This is a genomic window from Pseudomonas sp. LBUM1673 (genome assembly GCF_059695645.1).
On the sequence record NZ_CP166780.1, the window covers coordinates 1,840,429 to 1,863,641 of the forward strand.

Sequence of the window (23,213 nt, forward strand, 5' to 3'; positions counted from 1 at the left end):
CAATTCGCCGGGAGCTGCCCGGGAATGATTGAAGTCATTGGGCGCCGCCGTCGCTGATGGCACGTGTAGGTTTTCGAAATAATGCGAAATCCTGGAAATTATTGCGACTGGCTATGACATTAGTTCGGCCACCCAGTAGTGGCACTCACTACAGCTCACACAAGTCTTCCACGAATCAAGTAATAGCCAGTTGACGCTATAGTTTTGTCCGCGTAAGTAGGCATCAGGCCAAAAGCTTTTTGCAAGGAATGAAATGCTGATGAGCGAAACACCAACCGCACCAGAGAGCGTATCTAAGATTGTGTGCTTCCCGGGAAAGGGGTGCAACGACTGGTTTGGATACCATCTACGGCGCTGCCTACTCCAAAATCGACACAGCATTCGCTGTCGCCCAAAGGGATTAGCGTGTAATGAAGAGCGGAAACAAATTTAACTGGCTGCACATCGCCCTTATGCCTTGTTAAATTGCTTCAGCGAGCCTCAAGATCAGCGGGTGCAAGAAGACAATTACTGCAAGGTTCGGCGGCGCAGATATGAGGTGCTAAGGTGAGAATTTTACTGATCGAGGACGAGCTTCAACTGGCTGATACGCTGCGCGTAGCGCTGGAGCGGGAGCGCTTCATTGTCGATCACGCCGACCGGTTGGCGACCGCGCGGGTGGCGGCGATGCTCGCCCCCTTCGACCTAGTCTTGCTGGACCGCACCCTGCCGGACGGTGACGGGCTCTCACTCGTTCCGACCCTGCGTGCGGGCAATCCCGGTCTTCCGGTCATCGTGCTCAGTGCGCGCGGTGAAATCTCTGACCGGATCTTTGGACTTGACGAGGGTGCCGATGACTATCTCATCAAGCCGTTTTCACTTGACGAAATGCTAGCACGCATCCGGGCCATAATGCGGCGCACTGCCGATCTGGCCGGTGAGGATAACTACCTAGCCAGACTGTTCGATTCAGTTGAACCGGGTTCTACCCTGTTAGCATAGATGCCCGAGAATCGGCTACGAGAGCGATGAACTCACGCACCCATCTGAAGCCGGCGTGCCCATCCGACCGCTCATGCCAGAACATGCCAATCGCAAAACCTTCCACCGGCAATGGGGGGGCTACGCACAGCAGCTGCTCGCCCCGACCTTCTACGAGACGACGTGGAACCAGGGCCACACAATCCGACTGCGCGACCAACTCCGGTACTGGAAGGAATGACGACGCTGACAGAACTACGTTACGCCGCTGCCCCCGCGCTACCAAGGCGTTATCCACCGAGGTAGAGAAGCCTCCGCCGCGTAGTGACACAACGACATGTTCCAGCTGCGCGAACTCATCCACAGTCAGGTCCGCGCGCAGGCTTGGATGCTCACGGCGCCCGATCAGCACGTAACTCTCATCATAGAGGTGTTGCGAGCGCAGTGCGGGCGGAGCCCCGTTCATGTTTATCACGGCTAGATCCACCTCGCCGCGGGTCATCTGCAGCTCCAGTTGTGGTACGTCCAGGATGCGCAGTGCGATACGGACACCCGGCGCTTCGCGTCGCATGGCGACAACGAGATGTTTGATCAAGGCCGCCTGCACGTAATCCGTGCAGGCGATTGATACCGTTAAGCTCGCCGTCGCGGGCTCGAAATTTAGGTGAGTAGTGACGGCGGCCCTCACTTGGTCAAGTGCTTGGCGAAGCGGGACGAGCAGCTCTAAGGCTTTGACGGTGGGGGTCATTCCACGCTGCGCGGGGATCAGAAGAGGATCGTTGAAGACGGCGCGCAGGCGGCCCAACTGTGCACTGACCGCTGGCTGGCTCAAATGCAGACGGGCGGCCGCCCTAGTCACGTTCTGCTCGATGAGAAGGGCCTCCAATGTAACAAGCAGATTGAGATCAAGGCGTCTGGTATCCATCGAGCTTATGCTAGCAGGAAAATTTTGCGATTTCACAGATTGTCCGAGCCCCGCGACACTTCATCGACATCACAGCGGAGCCGTCATTCATGTCGAAAAGAGTACTGATCATCTATGCCCATCCCGAGCCTTCGTCGCTGACGCGGCAACTGGTGGATGTTTCTGTTGAATGCTTGACTGCGCAAGGGCACGAGGTCCTGCAATCCGATCTATACGCCATGGGCTGGAAAGCAACGTTCGACGAGCACGACTTTCCTGAGCGGGCCAACCTTCAGCGGCTGTCGTTCGGCGCAGAGTCCTCCCACGCCTACCGTCGTCGCCGCCAAAGCCCTGACGTGGCGGCAGAGCAAGACAAGGTTTTAGCGGCAGATGCTGTCATCTTCCAGTTTCCACTTTGGTGGTACGGCATGCCGGCCATCATGAAGGGATGGATAGATCGCGTTTGGGCAGCCGGACTCGCCCACGGCTACAAGGACGCTGGCAACGCCTACCGCTATGGTGACGGGGCCTTCAAGGGAAAGCGGGCCATGTTGTCAGTCGCTGTCGGCGGACCCGCAGAAGACTACTCGCCGCGCGGTATCAACGGACCACTTGAGCAATTGGTGTTTCCGATCACGCACGGCTCGCTCTACTTTCCTGGGTTCGATGTGCTGCCTACGTTCGCCATATACGGCACTGGCAACTTGACCGCCGCGGATGCTACCGCAGCCAAAGAGGCTTGGCGCACCCGTCTCGAGGATTTGTTCACCGACGCGCCAATACCCTTCCGGCCCCAAAACGGCGGGGACTACACTCCCCGCAACGAGCTTAAACGGCATGTGGCCGTCGGCCAGACCGGCATAATGGCGCACATCGCTTGTGGCGAAACAGCACAGCCGCAGCCGCTTGAAACGAAGGGTGTGTTATGAAAACCTTCGTGATTCTGACTCGCCGTGCTGATGGAACGGCAGAGGACTTCAAGCGACTAGCGAAACCGGAGGTATTACACGTTTGGCAAGGCTTCGCCGACGGTATTGTTCGCGCAGTCCATGGACTGGCCGCTGGTCCCGGTGCAGCGTTTGAGTTAGAGTCTGCCACCTTCGAAGAGGCTCGTGAATACATCGAGGCGCTGCCTTACGTCAAAGAGAATCTGCTACACGTGCAGTATTGTGCGCTCAAGCCCTTCTCTGACTACGAGAGACTCGTTTCCTCTTGATTAACGATCAGCGGATGCTGCAGCAAGATTCGCTCGCAGCATGCACGCTGCGCTAAGCCGGGATGGAGCAATACGCTTTCGGCCTCTCTCAAGGCGCAAGTAGCGAGCCAGACGTGGGGGCCCGTGCGCTGTGCTCTATCTAATCGATTTGAATCAGTTCCCCGGAGCAGGCCTTAGGTCTACACCGGGGTGTCGTAGTGCTGAATAGCAGATGCTCAATTGCGGTACGCGAACAGCCAGTTGCTGAGCTTATGAGACAGCGGAGCGCAGTCGAGATTTGAAGAAACTAAGACGTTCCTGCTTCATCATTTGAACGTTTCTAGGCGGCGGTGAGCTTCACCAACTGACTACCCAGCACAGCCCATGAGTAGTGGCCGCTTTTGGCCCAGACTGTGTAAAAACGTTGGCACCGACCTTGCGGTGATTTGATGGATTCAAATCAGCGGGGGATGCCTATGAAGCGTTTTGTCCAGGGAGAGCATCGGGGCCAAAGCGCGCTGCTTCCCGAGAGCCTGGATGGCGGACACTAACCCGGTGCGGGTGGTCGATGTTTTCGTCGATGAACTCGATCTCGGCCAGCTAGGTTTTGAAGGTGTCGTCCCGGTTGAAAAAGGTCGGCCCGCTCACCATCCTGCCGACCTCCTGAAGATCTATATCTACGGTTATCTCAATCGCATCCAGTCCAGCCGCCGGCTTGAGCGAGAAGCCCAGCGCAACGTTGAGTTGATGTGGTTGACCGGACGTTTGATGCCGGACTTCAAGACCATCGCTAACTTCCGCAAGGATTACGGCAAAGCAATCCGCGGCGTCTGTTGGCAGTTCGTGGTGCTGTGCCAGCAGCTTGGCCTGTTCTCTGAAGCGCTTGTGGCCATCGATGGCAGCAAGTTCAAGGCGGTTAACAACCGCGACCGCAACTTCACCAGCGCCAAGCTTCAGCGGCGAATGGAGGAGATCGAGTCGCCGACCGATGATAGGCTGCGCTGGAAATCGGCACTTTCGACATTGGCCGGGATCGACTCGGTATCGGTCGATCCGGGCAGGACAAGATTGACCGTAATCCCCTGCGGGCCGAGTTCGCGCGGGCCGCTCTGCCCAAGAGGCAAGACTGGCCATTGCGGGCTCGAACGATGCCCCGCTGTATTGCTAAGTATCGATGTGCGTTCGCTGTTGCAAGGGCCGAGCCCTGACCAGCACAAAAAAGGCAATGAGGAAGACGTCAACCGCCATTGGTGGTGAGTGCAGGATCTGCCTTGGCAAGATTGGCTGTCAGTTCGGCCTGGGTCTGCCGCTCTTGCCGCCAGGCCGGTTGACCGGGCGCATTACGCCATGACTCGCTCAGTGGGCTGTGATCTACGGCGTCGAAACCAAACTGATCATATAGCTGCGCCACCCACTCCACGGCCTCTGGAAAATCACTGGATAGCGCTAGGGCAAGACGCTCCGGTGAACCCTTAGCGCGGTTCCAGAGCGTGATGCGAGGAGCCTGAATATGCGTGAAAGCCTTTACCACCTTGGAGGCTGGAAGCTGCTCCTGACGCAGTTCGTGAGCGGTCTTCTCACCCGAGTCGATCATCGGATAGTGGCCGTCTCGCCAGATCATATAGTTATTGGTGTCGATCACTATTTTGCCGGCTAGCTCTACCGCCGGCATGTTGTTTACCAGCTTCAGCGGCACTGCAATGACGATTAAATCGCCTTGTGCAGCTGCATCACGAGCCGTAGCGGCGCGCGCGAATGGCCCTAGTTCGTCGACTAGATCCTTAAGCGTTTCGGGGCCGCGAGAGTTGGATATGACAACGTTGTAGCCGTTCGCAATGGCGGCGCGTGCAATCTGACTGCCTACCTCGCCAGCGCCGATGATACCAATGACGATCATATTCTCAATTTCAGGTTGGGGAGATAGCGGCAGAGAAGAGCACCGCTATCTCTCTGTTTTATATTCTAGAAGGGCTGCGTAACGCTGGGTGGTCAGATACTCAGTCCACCCGCTACATCAATCACACCACCGCTCATGTAACCTCCATTAGGCCCTGCGAGGAAGCAAACAAGGGCCGAGACCTCTTCGAGCGTAGCGATGCGTCGAATGGGGTGCAGATCAAGCAAAGCCTCAGGAGCGCCATTGTCGCCCAGCACATCTGCTGCCATGTCGGTGGGCATGACGCCGGGCTGGATGACGTTTGCCGTGATATTGCGACCTCCCAAGTCGCGCGCTACGCCTTTGGCATAGCCAATGAGAGCGGCTTTAGAGCCCGCATAATCAGCAGCACCCTGAAAAGGCACATGAGTACCCAGCAGGGAACCAATGAAAATGATACGGCCGCCGTTAGACAGAAGTGGAGCGGCTGCGCGTGTTACTGCCACCGAACCCATGACATTGATCTGCCATTGCCGATCAAGATTTTTAGTGTCCAGTTCGGGATCGTCGACCGTCTTGCCCTGGACTGCGATAGCGGCGTTGTTGACGAGGATGTCGAGCTTTCCAAAGTGGGCTACCACTTTGTCGATCATCGGTTTTGCCGCGGACATATCGGCCTGATCACTTTTGATAGCCAGAGCACGGACGCCTTTGGCCTTCAGCTTTGCGACAATTGCCTCCGCTTTATCGGCCGAAGCTACATAGCTGATTGCAACATCAGCGCCCTGATCTGCGAGTGCTTGCGCCGTAACGGCGCCAAGTCCGCGTGATCCGCCGGTAACTAGTGCGACCTTACCTAACAACGATTTTTGCATGTGAACCTCGTGTCTATGAGTGATGTCCGAGCCGCGGGCATATTCGTAATGATCATTACCGTAACTGACGTTATGTTATTGGACATGCAGCGTCAAGCGATTTAATATCGCTCGTTATGAAAAATGAGGTGATTAGAATGGGCCGTCATCGCGAGTTCGACGTGGAACAGGCACTCGACGCCGCGCTCGGTGTTTTCTGGCGCAAGGGCTACGAAGGTTCGTCGTACACCGATCTGACGAAGGCCACAGGTGTCGAGCGTCCTGCCCTCTACTCGGCTTTTGGCAATAAGGAAGCGCTATTCCTACGTGCTCTCGAACGCTATTACGAACATTACCTTTCGTTCTTCCCTGCGGCGCTGGAGCAATCGACCTCGCGCGAGGTGGCTGAACACATCCTGCGCAGTGCAGTCGAGCTGAACACTCGTTATCCGGAGCACACCGGATGCTTGGGTATCCACGGCTCAATCGCCGGCACGGACGATGCCCAACCGATTCGGCAAGCTCTTATCGATGCCCGGGCTGCTGGGGAGGCATCGCTGCGGGAGCGCTTCGAACGAGCCCGACGGGAGGGTGATCTGCCAAAAACGGCCAACTGCGCAGTACTGGCCACCTACATATGCGCTGTGCTCCACGGCATGGCTGTTCAGGCCAAGGCCGGTTTCAGTCGTGAAACACTGGAAATGGTGATTGATCAGGCCATGTCGAATTGGCCATCAGATATGTAGGATGTTAGCCGGAACATTCTCATCAGAAGCTTTCATCTTATCCAGTCACTGTATAAACAGCGGTGCGCTCAAGCGCACCCGCGCCCACGTAAGTCTTGTTGGCGACGAGTTGTGCCTCCTGCGATCCCAGTTGGAGCGATGCCCGTCGAACAATCCAATACAGCCCGAAATAAAGCAGCAGACCGCCCAGCGCTGTAGACAGCCAAATGATCCAGTGGCCCCGATTGAGGCGTTTGATCAGGTCCCTCGGCTCTTTGTAGATTTCAACCACTGCCAGGATATTCCCCAAATCATCTACTAGGGGGATGTAGCTCTCGATAAAGAACATTTTGGGCGCGAGTAAAAATTGCTGTTCGGGACGGCGCTCATCAGCATTACTATATTTGGTGGAAACCCGGTCTTTTTAGCTGAAAGCCGCTTCAAGTGCTTCGTTATTCAGAAATTTTTGCCCGATAAGCTGCGGATTGGTCGACCACATTACCGTCCTACGCGGGGAGTAGATGCTGATCAAAAGTGAATCGGGGAGGTGTGATAAGTGGTCGAGGAACTCGGAGCGGGCACGGTGCCGATTCAGAGACATTTCTTCCGACAGCATTCCATAATGGGTGGCTACCAGAACGTCCCCCATCCGCATCCCGGCCAGCCCGTGGTGACGTATCTCACCCTTGGCGATGGTCTGGATAAATTGCGCTGATAACAGGGCGTCGCGCGCCAGGCTTTCGATAACCAAGAAGCGAGTCGATACACAACCCAGTCCGATAGCTATGGCGCTGATCAGGATGAAGCTGATGATCGAAAACCAACACAGGAGGTTTTTTGGTTTAAGCGGTGCAATTGAGTCTGCCGCTTCTAGAGGCTGGCGTCTGAAAAAAGCTGATAATGGTTGCATGGGAGTGTCCTATGCCTGCTGCTAGCAAGTTGAAGCCGCTTGAACCACTCAATGAATCGTAGATGAATACCCAGCATTCTCTATGCCCACACCTCAGTGCTTGGCCGCGTTGGCAACTTGATCAGTGTTGGTACCGTTTCAACGCTTAAGACGGAGCAAACTGAATTTCTATGCCAACGTCGTCAGCACGGGCATTCGAAAATATGGGGCAATATAGCCAGCTTTGGACGTGTGCCTCTGCGAAACGAAGGTAAGGGACGTCTAACTCTTTGGGGTTGTGAGTTGCCTTGAATACTGTCGCTTGAGGTCTGTTCGCGGCATGCAGCTGACGACACATAGCATTCAAAAGCGCAGGGCGCTACGCTCGCAGGCAACCGATCAGGGTATAGATGCCATGCATCTCCTTCAATCGGCGGATATGTTTTGGACTCAGCCTGATGTTGGTGAATAAGCATTACTGACGTGCTCAGGCCTGCTGGTGAGAAGCAGGCTTGAGCGCTCAATGCTTTTGAGTGCGATTACTCCGCGTGCTTCACTACTAAAGTCAAAATATCGTAACTGGCCACCAGTTCGCCCAACTGATTGATGACTTCCACATCCCACGCCACCACCCCTTGCGGAGTACCTTGTGGGCTGTTTTTGCCCTGATCGATCTTGCGTTTGCAGGTCAGGCGCGCCTGGATGGTGTCGCCGATGCCCACTGGGTTGATGAAGCGCAAGGTGTCCAGGCCGTAGTTGGCCAGGACCGGGCCGGGCGCCGGGGACACGAACAGGCCGGCCGCCGCCGACAGCACGAAGTAACCGTGGGCGATGCGTTTGCCGAATTGCGATTCCTTGGCGGCGATGTCGTCAAAGTGCATGTAGAAATGATCGCCGGACAGGCAACCGAAGTTCACCAAATCGGCTTCGGTCACGGTGCGGCGGTGAGTCAGCAATGACTCGCCGATCTGCAGGTCCTGGAAGAACCGACGGAACGGATGCACTTCGGTTTCGATGACCTTGGCGCCACGCACGTATTCGCGGGTGACCGCCGCCAACATGGTCGGCGAGCCTTGCACCGCCGCGCGTTGCAGGTAGTGCTTCACCGCGCGCAAACCGCCGAGCTCTTCACCGCCGCCGGCACGACCCGGGCCGCCGTGTTTGAGTTGTGGCAGGGGTGAACCGTGGCCGGTGGATTCGACGGCAGATTCGCGGTCCAGCACCAGCAAACGGCCGTGCCAGGCAGCCACTACCGGGATTGCCTTGGCGGCGATCTGTGGATCCTTGGTGATCAAACTGGCCACCAGGCTGCCTTTACCGCGAGCTGCCAGGACCAGTGCTTCGTCCAGATCGTCGTAGGCCATCAAGGTACTGACCGGGCCGAACGCTTCGATATCGTGAGCACCGCCCTCGGCGTGCGGGTCGCGTGATTGCAGTAACGTCGGCGCAAAGAACGCACCCTGGCTGACGTTTTCACCGCGCGGCTCGAAACCATCACGGGCACCGAACAACAGATCACTGCTCTGCAACAGGCTTTCCAGACGCTCGGCGACGTCTTTTTGCTGATCGTGAGACGCCAGCGCGCCCATGCGTACGCCTTCCACCGACGGGTCGCCAACCACAATTTTCGCCAGTCGATCGCGCAGGCGGGTCGCGACCGCATCGATGTGGTTGGCCGGGACAATCGCGCGGCGAATGGCGGTGCATTTCTGCCCGGCCTTGGTGGTCATTTCCCGGGCGACTTCCTTGATGAACAGCTCGAACTCTTCGTCGTCCGGCGTTACGTCCGGGGCGAGGATTGCGCAGTTCAGCGAGTCGGCTTCGGCGTTGAAGGGCACCGAGTTACGGATCAGGTTTGGATTGACCCTAAGCTTGGCGGCGGTGTCGGCCGAGCCGGTGAAGGTCACCACGTCCTGGCCTTGCAGGCGATCGAGCAGGTCACCGGTGCTGCCGATGATCAACTGCAAACTGCCTGCGGGCAGCAAACCGGATTCGTCCATCAGCCGTACCACGGCTTCGGTCAAATAGCTGGTGGCGCTGGCCGGTTTCACGATGCACGGCATGCCGGCGAGAAAGCTCGGTGCGAACTTTTCCAGCATGCCCCATATCGGGAAGTTGAAGGCGTTGATGTGCACCGCCAGGCCGCCACGGGGCACCAGAATGTGCGTGCCGGCGAAGGTGCCAAGTTTGCTCAGCGGCATCGCCGGGCCTTCGTGGACGATATTGCCTGATGGCAGTTCGCGGGAGCCGAGGCTGGCGTAGGTAAACAGCGTGCTGTTGCCGCCTTCGATGTCGATCCAGCTGTCGGCGCGGGTGGCGCCGCTGTGGTGGGAGATGGCGTAGAGCTGCTCTTTGCGTTCGCTCAGGTACAAGGCCAGTGCCTTGAGACGCTGGGCCCGTTGCTGGAAGTCCAGCGCCATCAAGCCGCTGACGCCCTGGCGACGGCCGTGTTCGACAGCTTCGGCGAAATCCGGGCGCTCTTCGTGGGTGCGCGCAATTTCATGGCCGTCGATGGCACTGCGCAGCACCTGGGCACCGTGCTGGCCGATCCAGCGACCGGCGATGAAACTCTGCAGAGTAGGGGCGTGCAGTGTAGGTGAAGAGGACATCACGATTGCTCCTGGTGATGAAAAGTGTTGGCGCGGCCGCGACCGCGCCATTCGGGATTACCAAAGCGCCACGGTGTAACCGACGATCAGCCGGTTTTCATCGATGGCGGTATTCAAGCCATTGCCGGAGCGGAAGGTCACATTGCGCCAGCGCAGGCTGACGTCCTTGAACACGCCGCTCTGGATGACGTAACTGATGTCGGTATCACGCTCCCACTCGCGGCCGTTGTCGACGCTGCCGGATTTAACGTGGCGACCGTCGGTGTAGCGGGTCATGAAGGTCAGGCCGGGGATGCCTTGTGCCGCGAAGTCATAGTCGTAACGCAGCTGCCAGGAATCCTCGTCGGCGCGGGTGTAGGTGTTGTAGGTCACCAGGTTGACCACGTAGGGATCACCGCCGTTGAGGAACGGAAAGGCGCTGTCGCCGGACAACTGCTGGTACGTGGCACTGACCTTGTGGGCTCCGTGGGACACGGTGAACATGCTGTTGAAATTGCGGTTGTCGATACGCCCGGCGCGCTCGACGCCATCCCCTCGGCTATCGAAATAGCGCACGTCGCTGCGTAGGTTGAAACCGTTGCCCAGCGGCTGGGTATGCACCAGCCCGACGAACTGCTGGCGATAAATCTGATCAAGCTTGCCGTAGTAGTAGCTCAGGTTCAGCTGCGGGCTGAAGGCGTAGCTGCCGCCGGCGAAGTCGAAGTGATCGCTGCTGGCGGCGCCGTAGCCGATGTCATCGTTGCTGGACGAGTCCCGCAGGTTGGCCTTGGTCAGGCGCCCCGCATTGACCGTCAGGCCACTGATTTCCTGGCTGGTCAGCAAGCCGCCCTCAAAGGTTGAACCCAGCAGACGGGTGTCGTTGTAGGTCGCTACCGGCAGCAAGGGTTGCAGGGTGCCAAGCTTCAATACGCTCTTGGATACGCGCAGCTTGCCGGTCAGCCCCAGTTGGCTGAACTCGTCAGCCGGCTCATGGCTGTTCGGGCCAAAGGGCAGCAGCCCGGTGCCACGACGATCCGGGCTGGAGTCGAGTTTCAGCCCCAACTCCCCAAGCGCGTCGAGACCGAAGGCGAATGTACCGTCGGTGAACCCGGACTCGATGCGCGCAGTGAATCCCTGTGCCCATTCTTCAGCCTTGGATTGCGGCGCGTTGTCCTGACGGAAATCGCGATTGATGTAGTGGTTGCGCATTTCAATGCGGGCCTTGCTGTCGTCGATGAAGTCAGCCATGGCGCTGGGTGCGACCATGGGCAGACTCAATACGGCGGCGAGCGAGAACAGTGATTCGTAGGATGCGGTACGCGCGGGCTTCATTATTTTTATTCCCTGCCATCAGATCGATCGTTGTTTAGTGTTTGCTGGCGCCGGAGGCACCGATGCCGGTCATGGAGCGGATGAACTGCGCCAGATAACGGCCACGCTCAAGGGCTGCACGCGGTGAGGTGTCGGTGACGGAAAACACCCAGGCGCTGAAGAACGCCAGGCTCATGGAAAACAGCGCCGGGTTGGAGTAGGGGAACAGGGCCTTGTCGTGATGCAGCACGTTGACCCACACCGCCGGGCTCAGCACCAGCAGGACAATCGCCGAGATCAGCCCCGCCAGACTGCCGGTCACCGCGCCGCGGGTGGTCAGGCCTTTCCAGTACATCGAGAGGAACAACACCGGGAAATTTACCGAGGCGGCGATGGCCAGCACCAGTCCGGAGAGGAAGGCAATGTTCTGCGATTCGAACAACAGGCCGAGGATGATTGCCAGGACACCGATGCACAGCGTGGCAATCCGAGAGACGCGGATTTCCTGCTGTTCGCTGGCCTGGCCCTTGCGCATCACGCAGGCATACAAATCGTGGGACACCGCCGAGGCGCCGGACAACGCCAACCCGGCAACCACCGCGAGAATGGTGGCGAAGGCGACCGCCGAGATGAAGCCGAGGAACAGGTTGCCACCCACGGCCTGGGCCAGGTGCACCGCGATCATGTTGCCGCCGCCGATGATTGCGCCGTTGGCGTCACGGAACGCTGGATCGGTGCCGACCATGACGATCGCGCCGAAGCCAACGATGATCAGCAGCAAGTAGAAGTAACCGATAAATCCGGTGGCGTAGAACACGCTTTTGCGCGCTTCCTTGGCGTCGCTGACGGTGAAGAAACGCATCAGGATATGCGGCAGGCCGGCGGTGCCGAACATCATGCCCAGACCCAGCGAGATTGCATCGATCGGGTTCGACAGCAAACCGCCGGGCGCCATGATCGCGTTACCCTTGGCGTGCACGGCAGTGGCCCCGGCGAACATCGCCTCGGTGCTGAAACCGAAATGCTTGAGCACCATGAACGCCATGAACGTGGTGCCGAACAGCAGCATAACGGCCTTGATGATCTGCACCCAGGTGGTGGCGAGCATGCCGCCGAAGGTCACGTAGAACACCATCAACACGCCGACCAGCATCACCGCGTAGAGGTAATCGATGCCGAACAACAATTCGATCAGCTTGCCGGCGCCGACCATCTGCGCCACCAGGTACATCAGGGCCACGGTCAAGGTGCCGAAGGCGGAGGTCAGGCGCACCGGGGTTTGTTCCAGGCGATAGGAGACCACGTCGGCAAAGGTGTATTTACCAAGGTTGCGCAGGCGTTCGGCGATCAGGAACAGAATAATCGGCCAGCCCGCCAGTACGCCCAGGGCGTAGAGCAAGCCGTCATAGCCATTGAGGAACATCATCGCCGAGATGCCCAGAAAGGACGCCGCGGAGATCATGTCGCCGGCAATCGCCAGACCGTTCTGGAAACCGGTCATGCCACCGCCAGCGGTGTAGAAATCGCTGGCGGAGCGAGTGCGCAGCGCGGCCCAGCGCGTCACACCGAGGGTGAACAGCACGAACACCAGGAACATGCCGATCGCGGTCCAGTTCAGCGGGCGGGACGCGCCGTCGGCCGCTGCCGCAAAGTCAGCGACAAAGGCCAGAGGCAGGAATAACGCAAGAAGACGGCTCATCGGGCGCACTCCTGTTTGAGCTTTTCGTTGAGCGGATCGATCACGTTGTTGGCGCGATAAACGTAGAAACCGGTCAATGCGAACGCCATTGCCACGATCACCACACCCACCAACATGCCCACGGTGGTCACGCCACCGCTCAGGGATTGGCCTAGGGTGGCGGGGGAGAACGCCACCAGTAAGACGAAGCCGAAATAGATCACCAGCATGATCAGCGACAGCGACCAATACAGGTTCTGTTTGCGGCGTACCAACTGGATGAAGTCGGGGTTCTGCCGGATGAGTTCTACGTCTTTGGGTGTCATGGCGCGCTCTCTGTTGTTGTTTTTGTTGTGGGGTGAAGCGGGTTTACGGTTTCACGCTGAAAGAAGGTCCTGCGGCCCTTATCGCGGGCAAGCCACGCTCCCACAGGTATTGCGTGGACCCTGTGGGTGTGGAGTAATCAGAGCTGATCAAAATCCAGCACCACTTTGTCGCTTACCGGAAACGCCTGGCACGACAGCACATAGCCGGCGGCCACTTCGTAATCTTCCAGGGCATGGTTGCTGTCCATTTCCACTTCGCCTTCGATGACCTTGCATTTGCAGGTCGAGCACACGCCGGCCTTGCACGAGTAAGGCAGTTCGGCGCCTTGGGCGTTGCCGGCGTCGAGGATGCTCTGGCTGTTGCGCGGCAGGTCGAAGGCCAGGGCGCGGCCGTCGCTGATGACGGTGATCTGGCTGACGGCGGCATCAACCTGCCGAGCCGCCTCGCGGGCTTCGCGTTTTTGCTGGCTGCCGGCGGCGGCAAACAGTTCGAAATGGATGCGCTCGTGCGGCATGCCTTTGGCTTTCAGGCTGTCGCGCACGGTTTCGGTCATCTCCTGCGGGCCGCAGATGAAGGCGGCGTCGAGGGCTTTGACGTCGAGCCAGCGAGAGAACAGCTGCTCGCATTTCTCGGCGTTGATCCGGCCGTTGTACAGGTCGACATCCTGCTGTTCGCGACTGAACACGAAGATCAGATTCAAGCGTTGCAAGTAGCGGTTTTTCAGGTCTTCGAGTTGTTCGCGAAACAACGCGCCGGAACTTGAGCGGTTGCCATACAGCAGCGTGACGCGGCTGTGCGGCTCGGTTTGCAGGGTGGTCTTGATGATCGACAGGATCGGCGTGATGCCGCTGCCCGCCGCGACCGCCAGGTAGTTGCCCTGGCGGGTCGGGTCGAGTTCGACATGAAAGTGCCCGGCCGGCGGCATCACTTCCAGGCTGTGCCCGGCCTTCAACTGCTCATTGGCAAATGCCGAGAAACGTCCGCCGGCCACGCGCTTGATGGCGATGCGCAGTTCACCGTCGTTGACCCCGGTGCAGATCGAATAGGAGCGACGGACTTCTTCGCCGTCCATCTGGGTGCGCATCACCAGGTGCTGGCCCTGAGTGAAGTGAAAACTGTCTTGCAAGTGCTGCGGAATCTCGAAGGCGATGGACACCGCGTCACGGGTCTCGGCGCGCACGTCCTTGATGGTCAGGCTGTGAAATTTACTCATTGTTATTCTCCAGCTGGGACGGCCGATTGCCGCTCAGATGCACTTGAAATAGTCAAACGGTTCGCGGCAATCAACGCAGCGGTACAGTGCCTTGCACGCGGTGGAACCAAACTCGCTAAGCACTTCGGTGTGTGCGCTGCCGCATTGCGGACAGACGATCACCGGGCTTTCGCCGAGCAGGCTGCGCTTGCTGGTGCTGCCCTCGGGCGGCGCGATGCCGTAGGCGCGCAGGCGTTCGCGACCGCTGTCAGTGATCCACTCGGTGGTCCAGGCCGGGGTCAATTTGCGTTCCAGTTGCGGTGCCTTGAACCCGGCGAGTTCCAGCGCCTCGCGGATGTCGCTTTCGATTACTTCGGTGGCGGGGCAACCGGAGTAAGTCGGTGTGACGACCACGTGCAGATGTCCGGCCTGCCAGTCGAGACCGCGAACGATGCCCAAATCGACCACGCTGACCACCGGCACTTCCGGGTCCATGACTTGCGCCAATGTCGCCCAGGCAGCCGTCAGGTCGGTTGGTTGAGCCGGCCGTGCACCCTGGTCGCTGGCGATCAGCTCACCAGGTTGCATCGGGGTACGCTCGTGGCAGTGATTGCATCTCGGCCAGCAGAATGCCGAGGTGTTCGGTGTGCAGACCCTTGCGTGCATTCAGGTAGAAATAGCTCGGTGCGGCAGGCACGGGCAGGGTGGCGCTGGCGAAAATCTCGCTGACCTTGGCTTGCCAGGCCGCGGCGACCTGCGCGGTATCCGGGGTAATACCGGCTGCGCTCAGGCGTTGTTCGCTGTCGTCAGCACTGGTCAGCTCGACCGTGAAACGCCAGACCTCAGGGATGGCCGCGAGCATACGCCGGTGGCTTTCTTCGGTGCCGTCACCCAGACGCTCGACCCATTCGCCCGAGCGGCGCAGGTGGTAGGTGACCTCCTTGACTGCTTTGGCGGCGATTCCGGCAATGCGCTCGTCGCTGGACTCGCTCAGGCCGCTGAGTACTTGCAGGTGCCAGGCGTCGTAGAGAAATTGCTTGAGGATGGTCACCGCATAATCGCCGTTGGGTTGTTCCACCAGCAGCAGGTTGCGATAGGCACGCTCATCACGGTGGAACGCCAGGTGATCGGCGTCGCGACCGTCGTTGAGCAGTTCGGCGGCGTATTCCAGCCAGTTGCGTGCCTGGCCCACCAGGTCGAGGCCGACGTTCATCAGCGCCAGTTCTTCTTCCAGCGCCGGGGCGTGGCCGCACCATTGGCACAGGCGCTGGCCCTGGATCAGGGCGCTGTCGCCGAGGCGCAGCAGGTATTCGATCAGATCAGTCTGGTTGTTCATGGTCGACCTCACATGTGCCCGACTTCGGCCGGCAACTCGTAGAAGCTGGCGTGGCGATAAACCTTGTCGTCCGACGGGTCGAACAGCGGGTCTTTTTCATCAGGGGAGGAGGCGGTGATCAGCGCCGAAGGCACGACCCACAGGCTCACGCCTTCGCTGCGGCGGGTGTACAACTCGCGGGCGTTCTCGATGGCCATGGTGGTGTCGGCGGCGTGCACGCTGCCGACATGCTTGTGGTTGAGGCCGTGCTTGCTGCGCACGAAAACTTCGAAAAGGGTCCATTCGGACATATCAGTGACTCCACATCAGGTGGCCGATCAGGCGGCGTTCTTGTTCTGTTTTTTGCGAGCGTGAGCGACCGCGGCTTCGCGGACCCAGGCACCGTCTTCAATGGCTTTGCGACGGGTGGAAACGCGTTCCTGGTTGCACGGGCCGTTGCCCTTGAGTACTTCGTAGAATTCGTTCCACTGGATTTCGCCGAAGTCATAGTGGCCGCGTTCGGCGTTCCACTTCAGGTCCGGATCTGGGCAGGTGCAGCCCAGCAATTCGAGTTGCGGGATGGTCTGGTCGATGAAGCGCTGGCGCAGTTCGTCGTTGCTCTGGCGCTTGATTTTCCAGGCCATGGACTGAGCGCTGTTTGGCGAGTTTTCGTCGCTTGGGCCGAACATCATCAGCGACGGCCACCACAGGCGGTTGATCGCGTCCTGGACCATGTCTTTTTGCGCTTGATTGCCGTGGCGCATCATGGTCAGAAGAATTTCGTAGCCCTGGCGCTGGTGGAAACTCTCTTCCTTGCAGATCCGCACCATGGCCCGGGAGTAGGGGCCGTAGGAGGTGCGCTGCAACACGACCTGATTGACGATCGCCGCGCCGTCCACCAGCCAGCCCACTGCGCCCATGTCAGCCCAGTTCAGCGTCGGGTAATTGAAGATGCTCGAGTACTTGGCTTTGCCACTGTGCAGCTTTGCGATTTCTTCATCGCGGTCGGCACCGAGGGTTTCCATGGCGCTGTAGAGGTACAAGCCGTGGCCGGCTTCGTCCTGGATTTTGGCCATCAATTGCAGTTTGCGTTTGAGCGATGGCGCGCGGGTGACCCAGTTGCCTTCGGGCAGCATGCCGACGATTTCGGAGTGGGCGTGCTGGGAGATCTGCCGGATGAGGGTTTGGCGATAGGCATCGGGCATCCAGTTTTTGGCTTCGATCTTGATTTCTGAATCGATTTTTTCCTGGAAGACGCGTTCCTGGTCGGACATCTCCGACAGGTCCTTTATGCGCTTGACGCCGGTTTCTACAAGCTGTGCGTACATGGGGGGCCTCCCGCCGTGAATCTGTTTGATGGCATGGAGAACTTTATAAGCGATACGGAAATTAATATCAAACACAAAATAACGTGTCGTATGCGTTTTTGTATCGCTTTGGGATGAGTGGTTGTTTTGGGGCGGGGTTATGCGTGCATATCCGTTTCTTCGGTATCGGCGGCTAAGGGTTCCGCCCTTACGGCGGGGCACTTTGAAAAGCGCACAGTAACCAAACGCTCTCGCCCTGACGTACGGTGCCTCGCCTAGGCTTGGCATACCCTCGCTCCGGTCCTGCTCCGTGGGCCCGCCATCGGCCATCCATGGCCGGGGGCGGCTAGCCCGGCATCCATGCCGGGGTGTCCACTGCGCAGAACCTCCACTCGGCCTTCCGACGGGGCAGATCAAGATCAAAATCAAAGGCGAGGCGGCCTACCGGCCGACCTGAATTCAAGTGCACGTGTTTGCCTGTAGTGATCGTTCCCACGCTCCGCGTGGGAATGCCGCCGGGGACGCTCTGCGTCCCGCTGACGACCTGAGGCTTGAGTCCTGCGCATGGGTGACGCGGAGCGTCACGGGATGCATTCCCACGCGGAGCGTGGGAACGATCAGAAACGGATATGTACACAGATCCCCCAAAAAAAACCCCGCAAAAGCGGGGCCATAAAGGGTGCAGCAGTCATGCTTTCGGGCGCTTATCCATCACGTGACAAGCCTTGCCCTCAGACCGCTTGATCGAATGCATAGGCTGCAAAACAATCCGCGAACTGATCCCGATATACGTCTTGATATGCCGACTCAACTCCGCACACACAGCCTTCTGCTGATCATCCCCCCAATGCTGATGTTCAGCCTTGAGCTCCACATGCACATCAACGCTGTCCAGGTTGCCATTGCGATACAGATGAATCTCATAACACTCCGCAAGCTGTTTGATTTTCAGCACCTGCTCCTCAATCTGCGTCGGAAACACGTTAACCCCACGAATGATCAACATGTCATCACTGCGCCCAGTGATCTTGTCGATACGCCGCATCGGCCGCGCAGTGCCCGGCAACAGACGCGTCAAGTCGCGGGTGCGATATCGGATCATCGGCAGCGCTTCTTTAGTCAGCGACGTAAACACCAGCTCGCCCATCTGCCCGTCCGGCAGCACTTCACCGGTGACCGGATCGATGATTTCCGGGTAGAAGTGGTCTTCCCAGATCGTCGGCCCGTCCTTGGTTTCCGCGCACTCCATGGCAACGCCTGGCCCCATGATTTCCGAGAGGCCGTAGATGTCCAGAGCGGTAATGCCCAGGCGATTCTCGATGGCGCTGCGCAGTTCGGCAGTCCAGGGTTCGGCGCCGAAGATGCCCAGGCGCAGCGCCAGTTTGTGCGGGTCGATGCCCTGACGCTCGATTTCATCGGCGATGTTGAGCATGTAGGACGGCGTGACCATGATGATGTCTGGTTGGAAATCCTTGATCAGCTGCACCTGTTTTTCGGTCTGGCCGCCGGACATCGGAATCACCGTGCAACCCAGGCGTTCGGCACCGTAGTGGGCGCCGAGGCCGCCGGTGAACAGGCCGTAACCATAGGAAATATGCACTTTGTCGCCACGTCGGCCACCCGCCGCACGGATCGAGCGGGCGACCACGTTGGCCCAGGTGTCGATGTCGTTCTGGGTGTAGCCGACGACGGTCGGTTTGCCGGTGGTGCCGCTGGAAGCGTGCAGGCGCACCACGTCATGCATCGGCACGGCGAACATGCCGTAGGGGTAGTTATCGCGCAGGTCGGACTTGGTGGTGAAAGGAAACTTCGCCAAGTCTTCCAGCGATTTGATGTCATCCGGGCGCACACCCAGCGCATCGAAGCGTTGACGGTACAGCGGCACGTTCTGATACGCGTGTTTAAGGCTCCAGCGAAGACGCTCCAGTTGGAGCTGGCGGAGTTCGTCGATGCTGGCGGTTTCAATCGGGTCCAGCACTGGATCAAGCACGGCTTTGGCAATTGGCATGTTCATAACTTCACTCGAATTATTTTTGTGTTTCAGCCCTTTCGCACAAGGGCTTAGAGTGCATGCCCCAAGGATACCTCTCGGCTCCTCGGGAATCGCGGTTCTTTAGTCGGACAGGCGCTCGATGATCAGCGCGATGCCCTGGCCAACGCCGATGCACATGGTGCACAAGGCGTAGCGACCCTGACGTTCTTCCAGTTCATGCAGGGCGGTGGTCACCAGCCGTGCGCCGCTCATGCCCAGCGGATGACCGAGGGCAATGGCGCCGCCGTTGGGATTGACCCGCGGGTCGGTGTCGCTCAGGCCGAGCTCGCGCAACACCGCCAGGCCCTGGGCGGCAAAGGCTTCGTTGAGTTCGATCACGTCCATGTCCGCCAGGCTCAGGTTCGCCAGCTCCAGTACCTTGCGGGTTGCCGGCACCGGGCCGATGCCCATGATCTGTGGTTCGACGCCTGCGGTGGCCATGGCGACGACCCGGCCGCGAGCCTTCAGGCCGTGGCGTTTAGCGACTTGCGGGCTGGCCAGCAACAGCGCGCAAGCCCCGTCGTTGACTCCGGATGCATTGCCGGCGGTGATGCTGCCGCCTTCGCGAAACGGCGTGCCGAGCTTCTGCAACTGCTCAAGCGTGGTGTCGCCGCGCGGGTGCTCGTCATGCTCGACGACTTTGGCAGGGCCTTTGCGCTGGGGGATTTCTACCGCAACGATTTCTTTGGCCAAGCGCCCGCTGGCCTGGGCTGCACCGGCGCGCTGCTGGCTGCGCAGGGCAAAGGCGTCCTGGTCGGCACGGGAGATGTTGAACTGCTCGGCGACGTTCTCGGCGGTTTCCGGCATGGAGTCGATGCCGAAGGCTTTTTTCATCAGTGGATTGACGAAGCGCCAGCCGATGGTGGTGTCGTAGACCTGCGCGTCGCGGGAAAACGCCTGTTCGGCCTTGCCCATCACCAGTGGTGCACGGGACATCGATTCGACACCGCCGACCAGCATCAACCCGGCCTCGCCACAGCGAATCGCCCGGGCGGCGGTACCGATAGCATCCAGCCCGGAACCGCACAAACGGTTGAGTGTGGTGCCGGGCACGCTGACCGGCAATCCGGCCAGCAGAGCCGACATGCGTGCAACGTTGCGGTTGTCTTCGCCGGCCTGGTTGGCGCAGCCGTAAATCACGTCATCAACGGCATTCCAGTCGACTTGCGGGTGACGGCGCAGCAGTTCGCGCAGCGGCATCGCGCCGAGGTCGTCGGCGCGCACGCTGCTCAAGGCTCCGGCGTAGCGGCCGATCGGGGTCCGCACCGCGTCGATGATCAAGGCGTCATTCATTCGGATTCTCCTGCGTCAGCACAGCGCCGCGCACTTTGTAGGATTTGCCATGGAACAGCGCAATGAGCTGGCCCAGTTGGTTTTCAATGCGTACGTCATAGTTGCCGGTGCGACCGGAACGGCTTTGCTCGATGCAGTCGGCATTCAAGGTGTCGCCCAGGCGCGCCGGAGCGATGTAGTCGATGCTGCAGCCGATAGCGACCGTGGCTTCGTTGTAGCTGTTGCAGGCAAAGGCAAACGCCGAATCGGCGAGGGCAAACAGGTAACCGCCGTGGCAGGTGCCGTGACCCTGAATCATGTCGGCGCGCACGCTCATGCCCACGCGGGCTGCACCGGGGGCCACCGAGAGCAGGCGCATGCCCATGGCTTGACTGGCGGCGTCGCGCTTGAACATCGTTTGCGCGCAGGTACTGGCCAGGTTCATCGCTTCGTGGTTAGTCATGGAAATTTCTCCCTTCGGCGACCCGGCGGCGCAATAGCAGCGACGGTCGATAGCGTTCTTCGCCATAACGGGCTTGCAGGTTTTCCAGCACCTTCAGGATGTGTGAAAGCCCGATCGTGGCCGCCCAGGCCAGCGGACCTTGGGGGTAATTGACGCCGGTACGCATCGCCAGATCGATGTCGGCAGCCGAGGCCACGCCTTGCAGCAGGGCGTCGGCGGCTTCGTTGGCGAGCATGGCGACGGTGCGCAAAACGGCGAGGGCCGGGCTGTCGCTGAGTTGGCTGACTTTGAATCCGGCCTGTTGAAGCAGCGCAATACCCTGTTCGAGCGCGCAGGGTTCGATGCCTGCGCAGCTACTGATGGCGATGCGGCTGGCCTTGCCAAAGTCGAACGCCAGGTCGAGCAGGATCAGATTGCGCAGGCCATCTTCGTTGGCGCGCTCACACGCCATGCGCCCGTCGCTCAAGGCCAGCACCGCATCACCGACGCGCAGCAAGCCCTGGCCATCGCGCTGTATGACGTCGATGCCGTGCTCGCGAAAACGCGAGATAAGAGCGTTTGCGATGCCCAGATCACCTTCTACAACGCAGGTTTCAACGGAGCTTTCGCGGCTGATTGAAGCGGGTTGCGCACGCTCGATACCTTCGGCATAGCTGTAAAATCCCTGGCCGCTTTTGCGCCCCAGACGTCCGGCATCCACCAGCTCTTTCTGGATCAACGACGGCAGGAAGCGGCTGTCACCGTAATAGGCGTCGAACACCGAGCACGTCACGGCATAGTTGACGTCATGACCGATCAGGTCGGTCAGTTCGAACGCGCCCATGGCGAAGCCACCGGCATCGCGCATCAGTGCATCCAGCGTCGGGCAATCAGCGGCGCTTTCCTGGAGCAAACGCAAGCTCTCGGCGTAGAACGGCCGGGCCACGCGATTGACGATGAAGCCCGGCGTCGAGCGTGTGTGCACCGGTTGTTTACCCCAGGCCTTGGCAGTGTCGTACAGACATTCGGCCAGCGCTGGATCAGTGGCCAGGCCGGATACGATTTCCACTAGCGCCATGATCGGTGCCGGGTTGAAAAAGTGCAGGCCGAGCAAGCGTTGCGGATGGTTCAGCTGCGCAGCAATGCTGGTGATCGACAGCGACGAGGTGTTGCTGGCGAGAATGCAGCGTTCATCACAGATACTTTCCAGCTGTCGGAACAGGGCGCGTTTGACCTCGAGGTTCTCGACGATGGCTTCGATGATCAGCTCACAATCGGCCAACGCTTCGATGGCTTCCACGGCCTGCAGGCGGGCGATGGTTGCGGTCCGCGCCCCGGCCGAGAGCTTGCCTTTCTCGACCCGTTTGCCCAATTGCCGGTCAATGCCATCGATGGCCTGAGCGGCAGCGCCCGGCCGATTGTCGAGCAACAGCACCGGATGGCCGGCTTGTGCAGCGACCTGCGCAATGCCTGCGCCCATGGCACCGGCGCCGATCACCGCGATGCGCGCGTTGGTGTTCAATGCAGTCATGACTCAGCGCCCCTTGAAGCTTGGGTTGCGTTTCTCCATGAAGGCGCTGACACCCTCACGGTAATCCTCGCTGCGCCCGGCCAGGCGTTGCAGGTCTTTTTCCAGCTCCAGCTGTTCGTCAAAGGTGTTGCTCAGGCTGGCGTTCAGGCTGCGCTTGATCAGCGCCAGAGCGTAGGTCGGTTGGGTGGCCAGGTGGCGGGCGAGCGTCAGGGCTTCGTTGCGCAGTTCGGAATCATCTACGCAGCGGTAGATCAGCCCCCATTGCTCAGCTTGCTCGGCCGTCAGGCGATTGCCGAGCAAGGCCAGCGCTTTGGCCCGAGCCATGCCTACCAGCCGCGGCAACGTCCAGGTGCCGCCGGAATCAGGGATCAGGCCGATTTTGCAGAAGGCTTGAATGAAGCTCGCTGAGCGTGCCGCCAGTACCAGGTCGCAGGCCAGCGGAATGTTGGCGCCGGCCCCGGCCGCCACGCCATTGACCGCGCAGATCACCGGCATCGGCAGGTCGCGCAATTGGCGGATCAGCGGGTTGTAGAACTTCTCGATGGACTCACCCAGATCCGGCACGGCGCTGCCCGGCGCGACATTGCGGTCGCTGAGGTCTTGCCCGGCGCAGAAGCCGCGACCTTCACCGGTCAGCAGCAGGACGCGCACGTCCGGATTCTGGCGGACCTGTTTCAGCGCTTCCTTCACTTCGCCATGCATCTGCGCGTTGAAGCTGTTGAGCTGGTCCGGCCGATTGAGGCTGAGCAGGGCGACGCCGGCCTCGATGGAAAACAGGATGTGTTCGAAGTTCATGGTCATGGCGCTCTCTGAGA

23 protein-coding genes and 1 pseudogene are annotated in these 23,213 nt (G+C 59.6%); 5 read left to right on the forward strand and 19 right to left on the reverse strand.

Annotated elements, in window-relative coordinates:
• Positions 1–546 precede the first annotated feature (546 nt).
• The gene (locus ACA044_RS08350; RefSeq protein ID WP_497445934.1) at positions 547–981 is read left to right on the forward strand and encodes a response regulator transcription factor; all 435 of its coding nucleotides are present in this window, start codon (positions 547–549) and stop codon (positions 979–981) included.
• Here ACA044_RS08350 and ACA044_RS08355 read toward each other — a convergent pair.
• Complete coding sequence (locus tag ACA044_RS08355) at positions 965–1,885, reverse strand: LysR family transcriptional regulator (RefSeq protein WP_497445935.1); 921 nt, start codon at positions 1,883–1,885, stop codon at positions 965–967. The two genes, ACA044_RS08350 and ACA044_RS08355, sit on opposite strands and share 17 nt — an antisense overlap.
• A gap of 89 nt (positions 1,886–1,974) precedes the next feature.
• Here ACA044_RS08355 and ACA044_RS08360 point away from each other — a divergent pair, with 89 nt between their 5' ends.
• The 3 genes and pseudogenes from ACA044_RS08360 to ACA044_RS08370 form a co-directional block, all read left to right on the forward strand.
• Positions 1,975–2,793, forward strand: coding sequence for an NAD(P)H-dependent oxidoreductase (locus tag ACA044_RS08360; protein WP_497445936.1), 819 nt, complete (start codon positions 1,975–1,977; stop codon positions 2,791–2,793).
• Positions 2,790–3,080, forward strand: coding sequence for a YciI family protein (locus ACA044_RS08365; RefSeq protein WP_497445937.1), 291 nt, complete (start codon positions 2,790–2,792; stop codon positions 3,078–3,080). The genes ACA044_RS08360 and ACA044_RS08365 overlap by 4 nt, the downstream gene beginning before the upstream one ends.
• 455 nt (positions 3,081–3,535) lie before the next feature.
• Positions 3,536–4,082, forward strand: a pseudogene (locus ACA044_RS08370) (transposase); the annotation flags it as partial.
• A 214-nt stretch (positions 4,083–4,296) separates the two neighbouring features.
• Here the strand turns inward: ACA044_RS08370 and ACA044_RS08375 are convergent.
• Both ACA044_RS08375 and ACA044_RS08380 read right to left on the reverse strand, forming a co-directional pair.
• Positions 4,297–4,956 carry an NADPH-dependent F420 reductase gene (locus tag ACA044_RS08375; RefSeq protein WP_497445938.1) on the reverse strand — a complete coding sequence of 220 codons (660 nt, stop codon included), beginning with the start codon at positions 4,954–4,956 and terminating at the stop codon, positions 4,297–4,299.
• 92 nt (positions 4,957–5,048) lie between these two features.
• Complete coding sequence (locus ACA044_RS08380; protein ID WP_497445939.1) at positions 5,049–5,810, reverse strand: SDR family NAD(P)-dependent oxidoreductase; 762 nt, start codon at positions 5,808–5,810, stop codon at positions 5,049–5,051.
• A gap of 137 nt (positions 5,811–5,947) precedes the next feature.
• Between ACA044_RS08380 and ACA044_RS08385 the strand changes: the two genes are divergently transcribed.
• Entirely contained in the window at positions 5,948–6,535 is a 588-nt protein-coding gene (locus ACA044_RS08385; protein WP_497445940.1) for a TetR/AcrR family transcriptional regulator, read from the forward strand.
• A gap of 37 nt (positions 6,536–6,572) precedes the next feature.
• On the opposite strand, the gene ACA044_RS08390 is transcribed toward ACA044_RS08385, so the two are convergent.
• The 16 genes from ACA044_RS08390 to paaG form a co-directional block, all read right to left on the reverse strand.
• On the reverse strand, positions 6,573–6,863 hold the full coding sequence (locus ACA044_RS08390; protein ID WP_497445941.1) for a hypothetical protein: 291 nt from the start codon (positions 6,861–6,863) through the stop codon (positions 6,573–6,575).
• 75 nt (positions 6,864–6,938) lie between these two features.
• Positions 6,939–7,424, reverse strand: a complete 486-nt coding sequence (locus tag ACA044_RS08395) for a hypothetical protein (protein WP_497445942.1) — start codon at positions 7,422–7,424, stop codon at positions 6,939–6,941.
• A 518-nt stretch (positions 7,425–7,942) separates the two neighbouring features.
• A complete protein-coding gene (gene paaZ / locus ACA044_RS08400; RefSeq protein WP_497445943.1) occupies positions 7,943–10,012 on the reverse strand; it encodes a phenylacetic acid degradation bifunctional protein PaaZ in 2,070 nt (689 codons plus the stop codon).
• A gap of 57 nt (positions 10,013–10,069) precedes the next feature.
• On the reverse strand, positions 10,070–11,323 hold the full coding sequence (locus tag ACA044_RS08405) for an OprD family porin (protein WP_497445944.1): 1,254 nt from the start codon (positions 11,321–11,323) through the stop codon (positions 10,070–10,072).
• Between the two features lie 34 nt (positions 11,324–11,357).
• A complete protein-coding gene (locus tag ACA044_RS08410) occupies positions 11,358–13,001 on the reverse strand; it encodes a cation acetate symporter (protein WP_497445945.1) in 1,644 nt (547 codons plus the stop codon).
• Positions 12,998–13,306: a DUF485 domain-containing protein gene (locus ACA044_RS08415; RefSeq protein WP_497445946.1), complete on the reverse strand. Its 309-nt coding sequence runs from the start codon at positions 13,304–13,306 to the stop codon at positions 12,998–13,000. The genes ACA044_RS08410 and ACA044_RS08415 overlap by 4 nt, the downstream gene beginning before the upstream one ends.
• Before the next feature lie 137 nt (positions 13,307–13,443).
• Positions 13,444–14,520: a 1,2-phenylacetyl-CoA epoxidase subunit PaaE gene (paaE, locus tag ACA044_RS08420; RefSeq protein WP_497445947.1), complete on the reverse strand. Its 1,077-nt coding sequence runs from the start codon at positions 14,518–14,520 to the stop codon at positions 13,444–13,446.
• Between the two features lie 33 nt (positions 14,521–14,553).
• Positions 14,554–15,087, reverse strand: coding sequence for a 1,2-phenylacetyl-CoA epoxidase subunit PaaD (paaD, locus tag ACA044_RS08425; protein ID WP_497445948.1), 534 nt, complete (start codon positions 15,085–15,087; stop codon positions 14,554–14,556).
• Entirely contained in the window at positions 15,074–15,835 is a 762-nt protein-coding gene (paaC, locus tag ACA044_RS08430) for a 1,2-phenylacetyl-CoA epoxidase subunit PaaC (RefSeq protein ID WP_497445949.1), read from the reverse strand. The genes paaD and paaC overlap by 14 nt, the downstream gene beginning before the upstream one ends.
• A gap of 8 nt (positions 15,836–15,843) precedes the next feature.
• Positions 15,844–16,125: a 1,2-phenylacetyl-CoA epoxidase subunit PaaB gene (gene paaB / locus ACA044_RS08435; protein ID WP_007943393.1), complete on the reverse strand. Its 282-nt coding sequence runs from the start codon at positions 16,123–16,125 to the stop codon at positions 15,844–15,846.
• Positions 16,126–16,152: 27 nt separating this feature from the next.
• Entirely contained in the window at positions 16,153–17,142 is a 990-nt protein-coding gene (gene paaA / locus ACA044_RS08440; protein WP_497445950.1) for a 1,2-phenylacetyl-CoA epoxidase subunit PaaA, read from the reverse strand.
• 667 nt (positions 17,143–17,809) lie between these two features.
• A complete protein-coding gene (gene paaK / locus ACA044_RS08445; RefSeq protein WP_497445951.1) occupies positions 17,810–19,135 on the reverse strand; it encodes a phenylacetate--CoA ligase PaaK in 1,326 nt (441 codons plus the stop codon).
• A 99-nt stretch (positions 19,136–19,234) separates the two neighbouring features.
• Complete coding sequence (pcaF, locus tag ACA044_RS08450; RefSeq protein WP_497445952.1) at positions 19,235–20,446, reverse strand: 3-oxoadipyl-CoA thiolase; 1,212 nt, start codon at positions 20,444–20,446, stop codon at positions 19,235–19,237.
• The gene (paaI, locus tag ACA044_RS08455) at positions 20,439–20,888 is read right to left on the reverse strand and encodes a hydroxyphenylacetyl-CoA thioesterase PaaI (RefSeq protein ID WP_497445953.1); all 450 of its coding nucleotides are present in this window, start codon (positions 20,886–20,888) and stop codon (positions 20,439–20,441) included. The genes pcaF and paaI overlap by 8 nt, the downstream gene beginning before the upstream one ends.
• Positions 20,881–22,398 carry a 3-hydroxyacyl-CoA dehydrogenase PaaH gene (gene paaH / locus ACA044_RS08460; RefSeq protein ID WP_497445954.1) on the reverse strand — a complete coding sequence of 506 codons (1,518 nt, stop codon included), beginning with the start codon at positions 22,396–22,398 and terminating at the stop codon, positions 20,881–20,883. Before paaH ends, paaI begins: the two co-directional genes overlap by 8 nt.
• A gap of 3 nt (positions 22,399–22,401) precedes the next feature.
• Positions 22,402–23,193, reverse strand: a complete 792-nt coding sequence (gene paaG / locus ACA044_RS08465) for a 2-(1,2-epoxy-1,2-dihydrophenyl)acetyl-CoA isomerase PaaG (protein ID WP_497447186.1) — start codon at positions 23,191–23,193, stop codon at positions 22,402–22,404.
• Between the last annotated feature and the right edge of the window lie 20 nt (positions 23,194–23,213).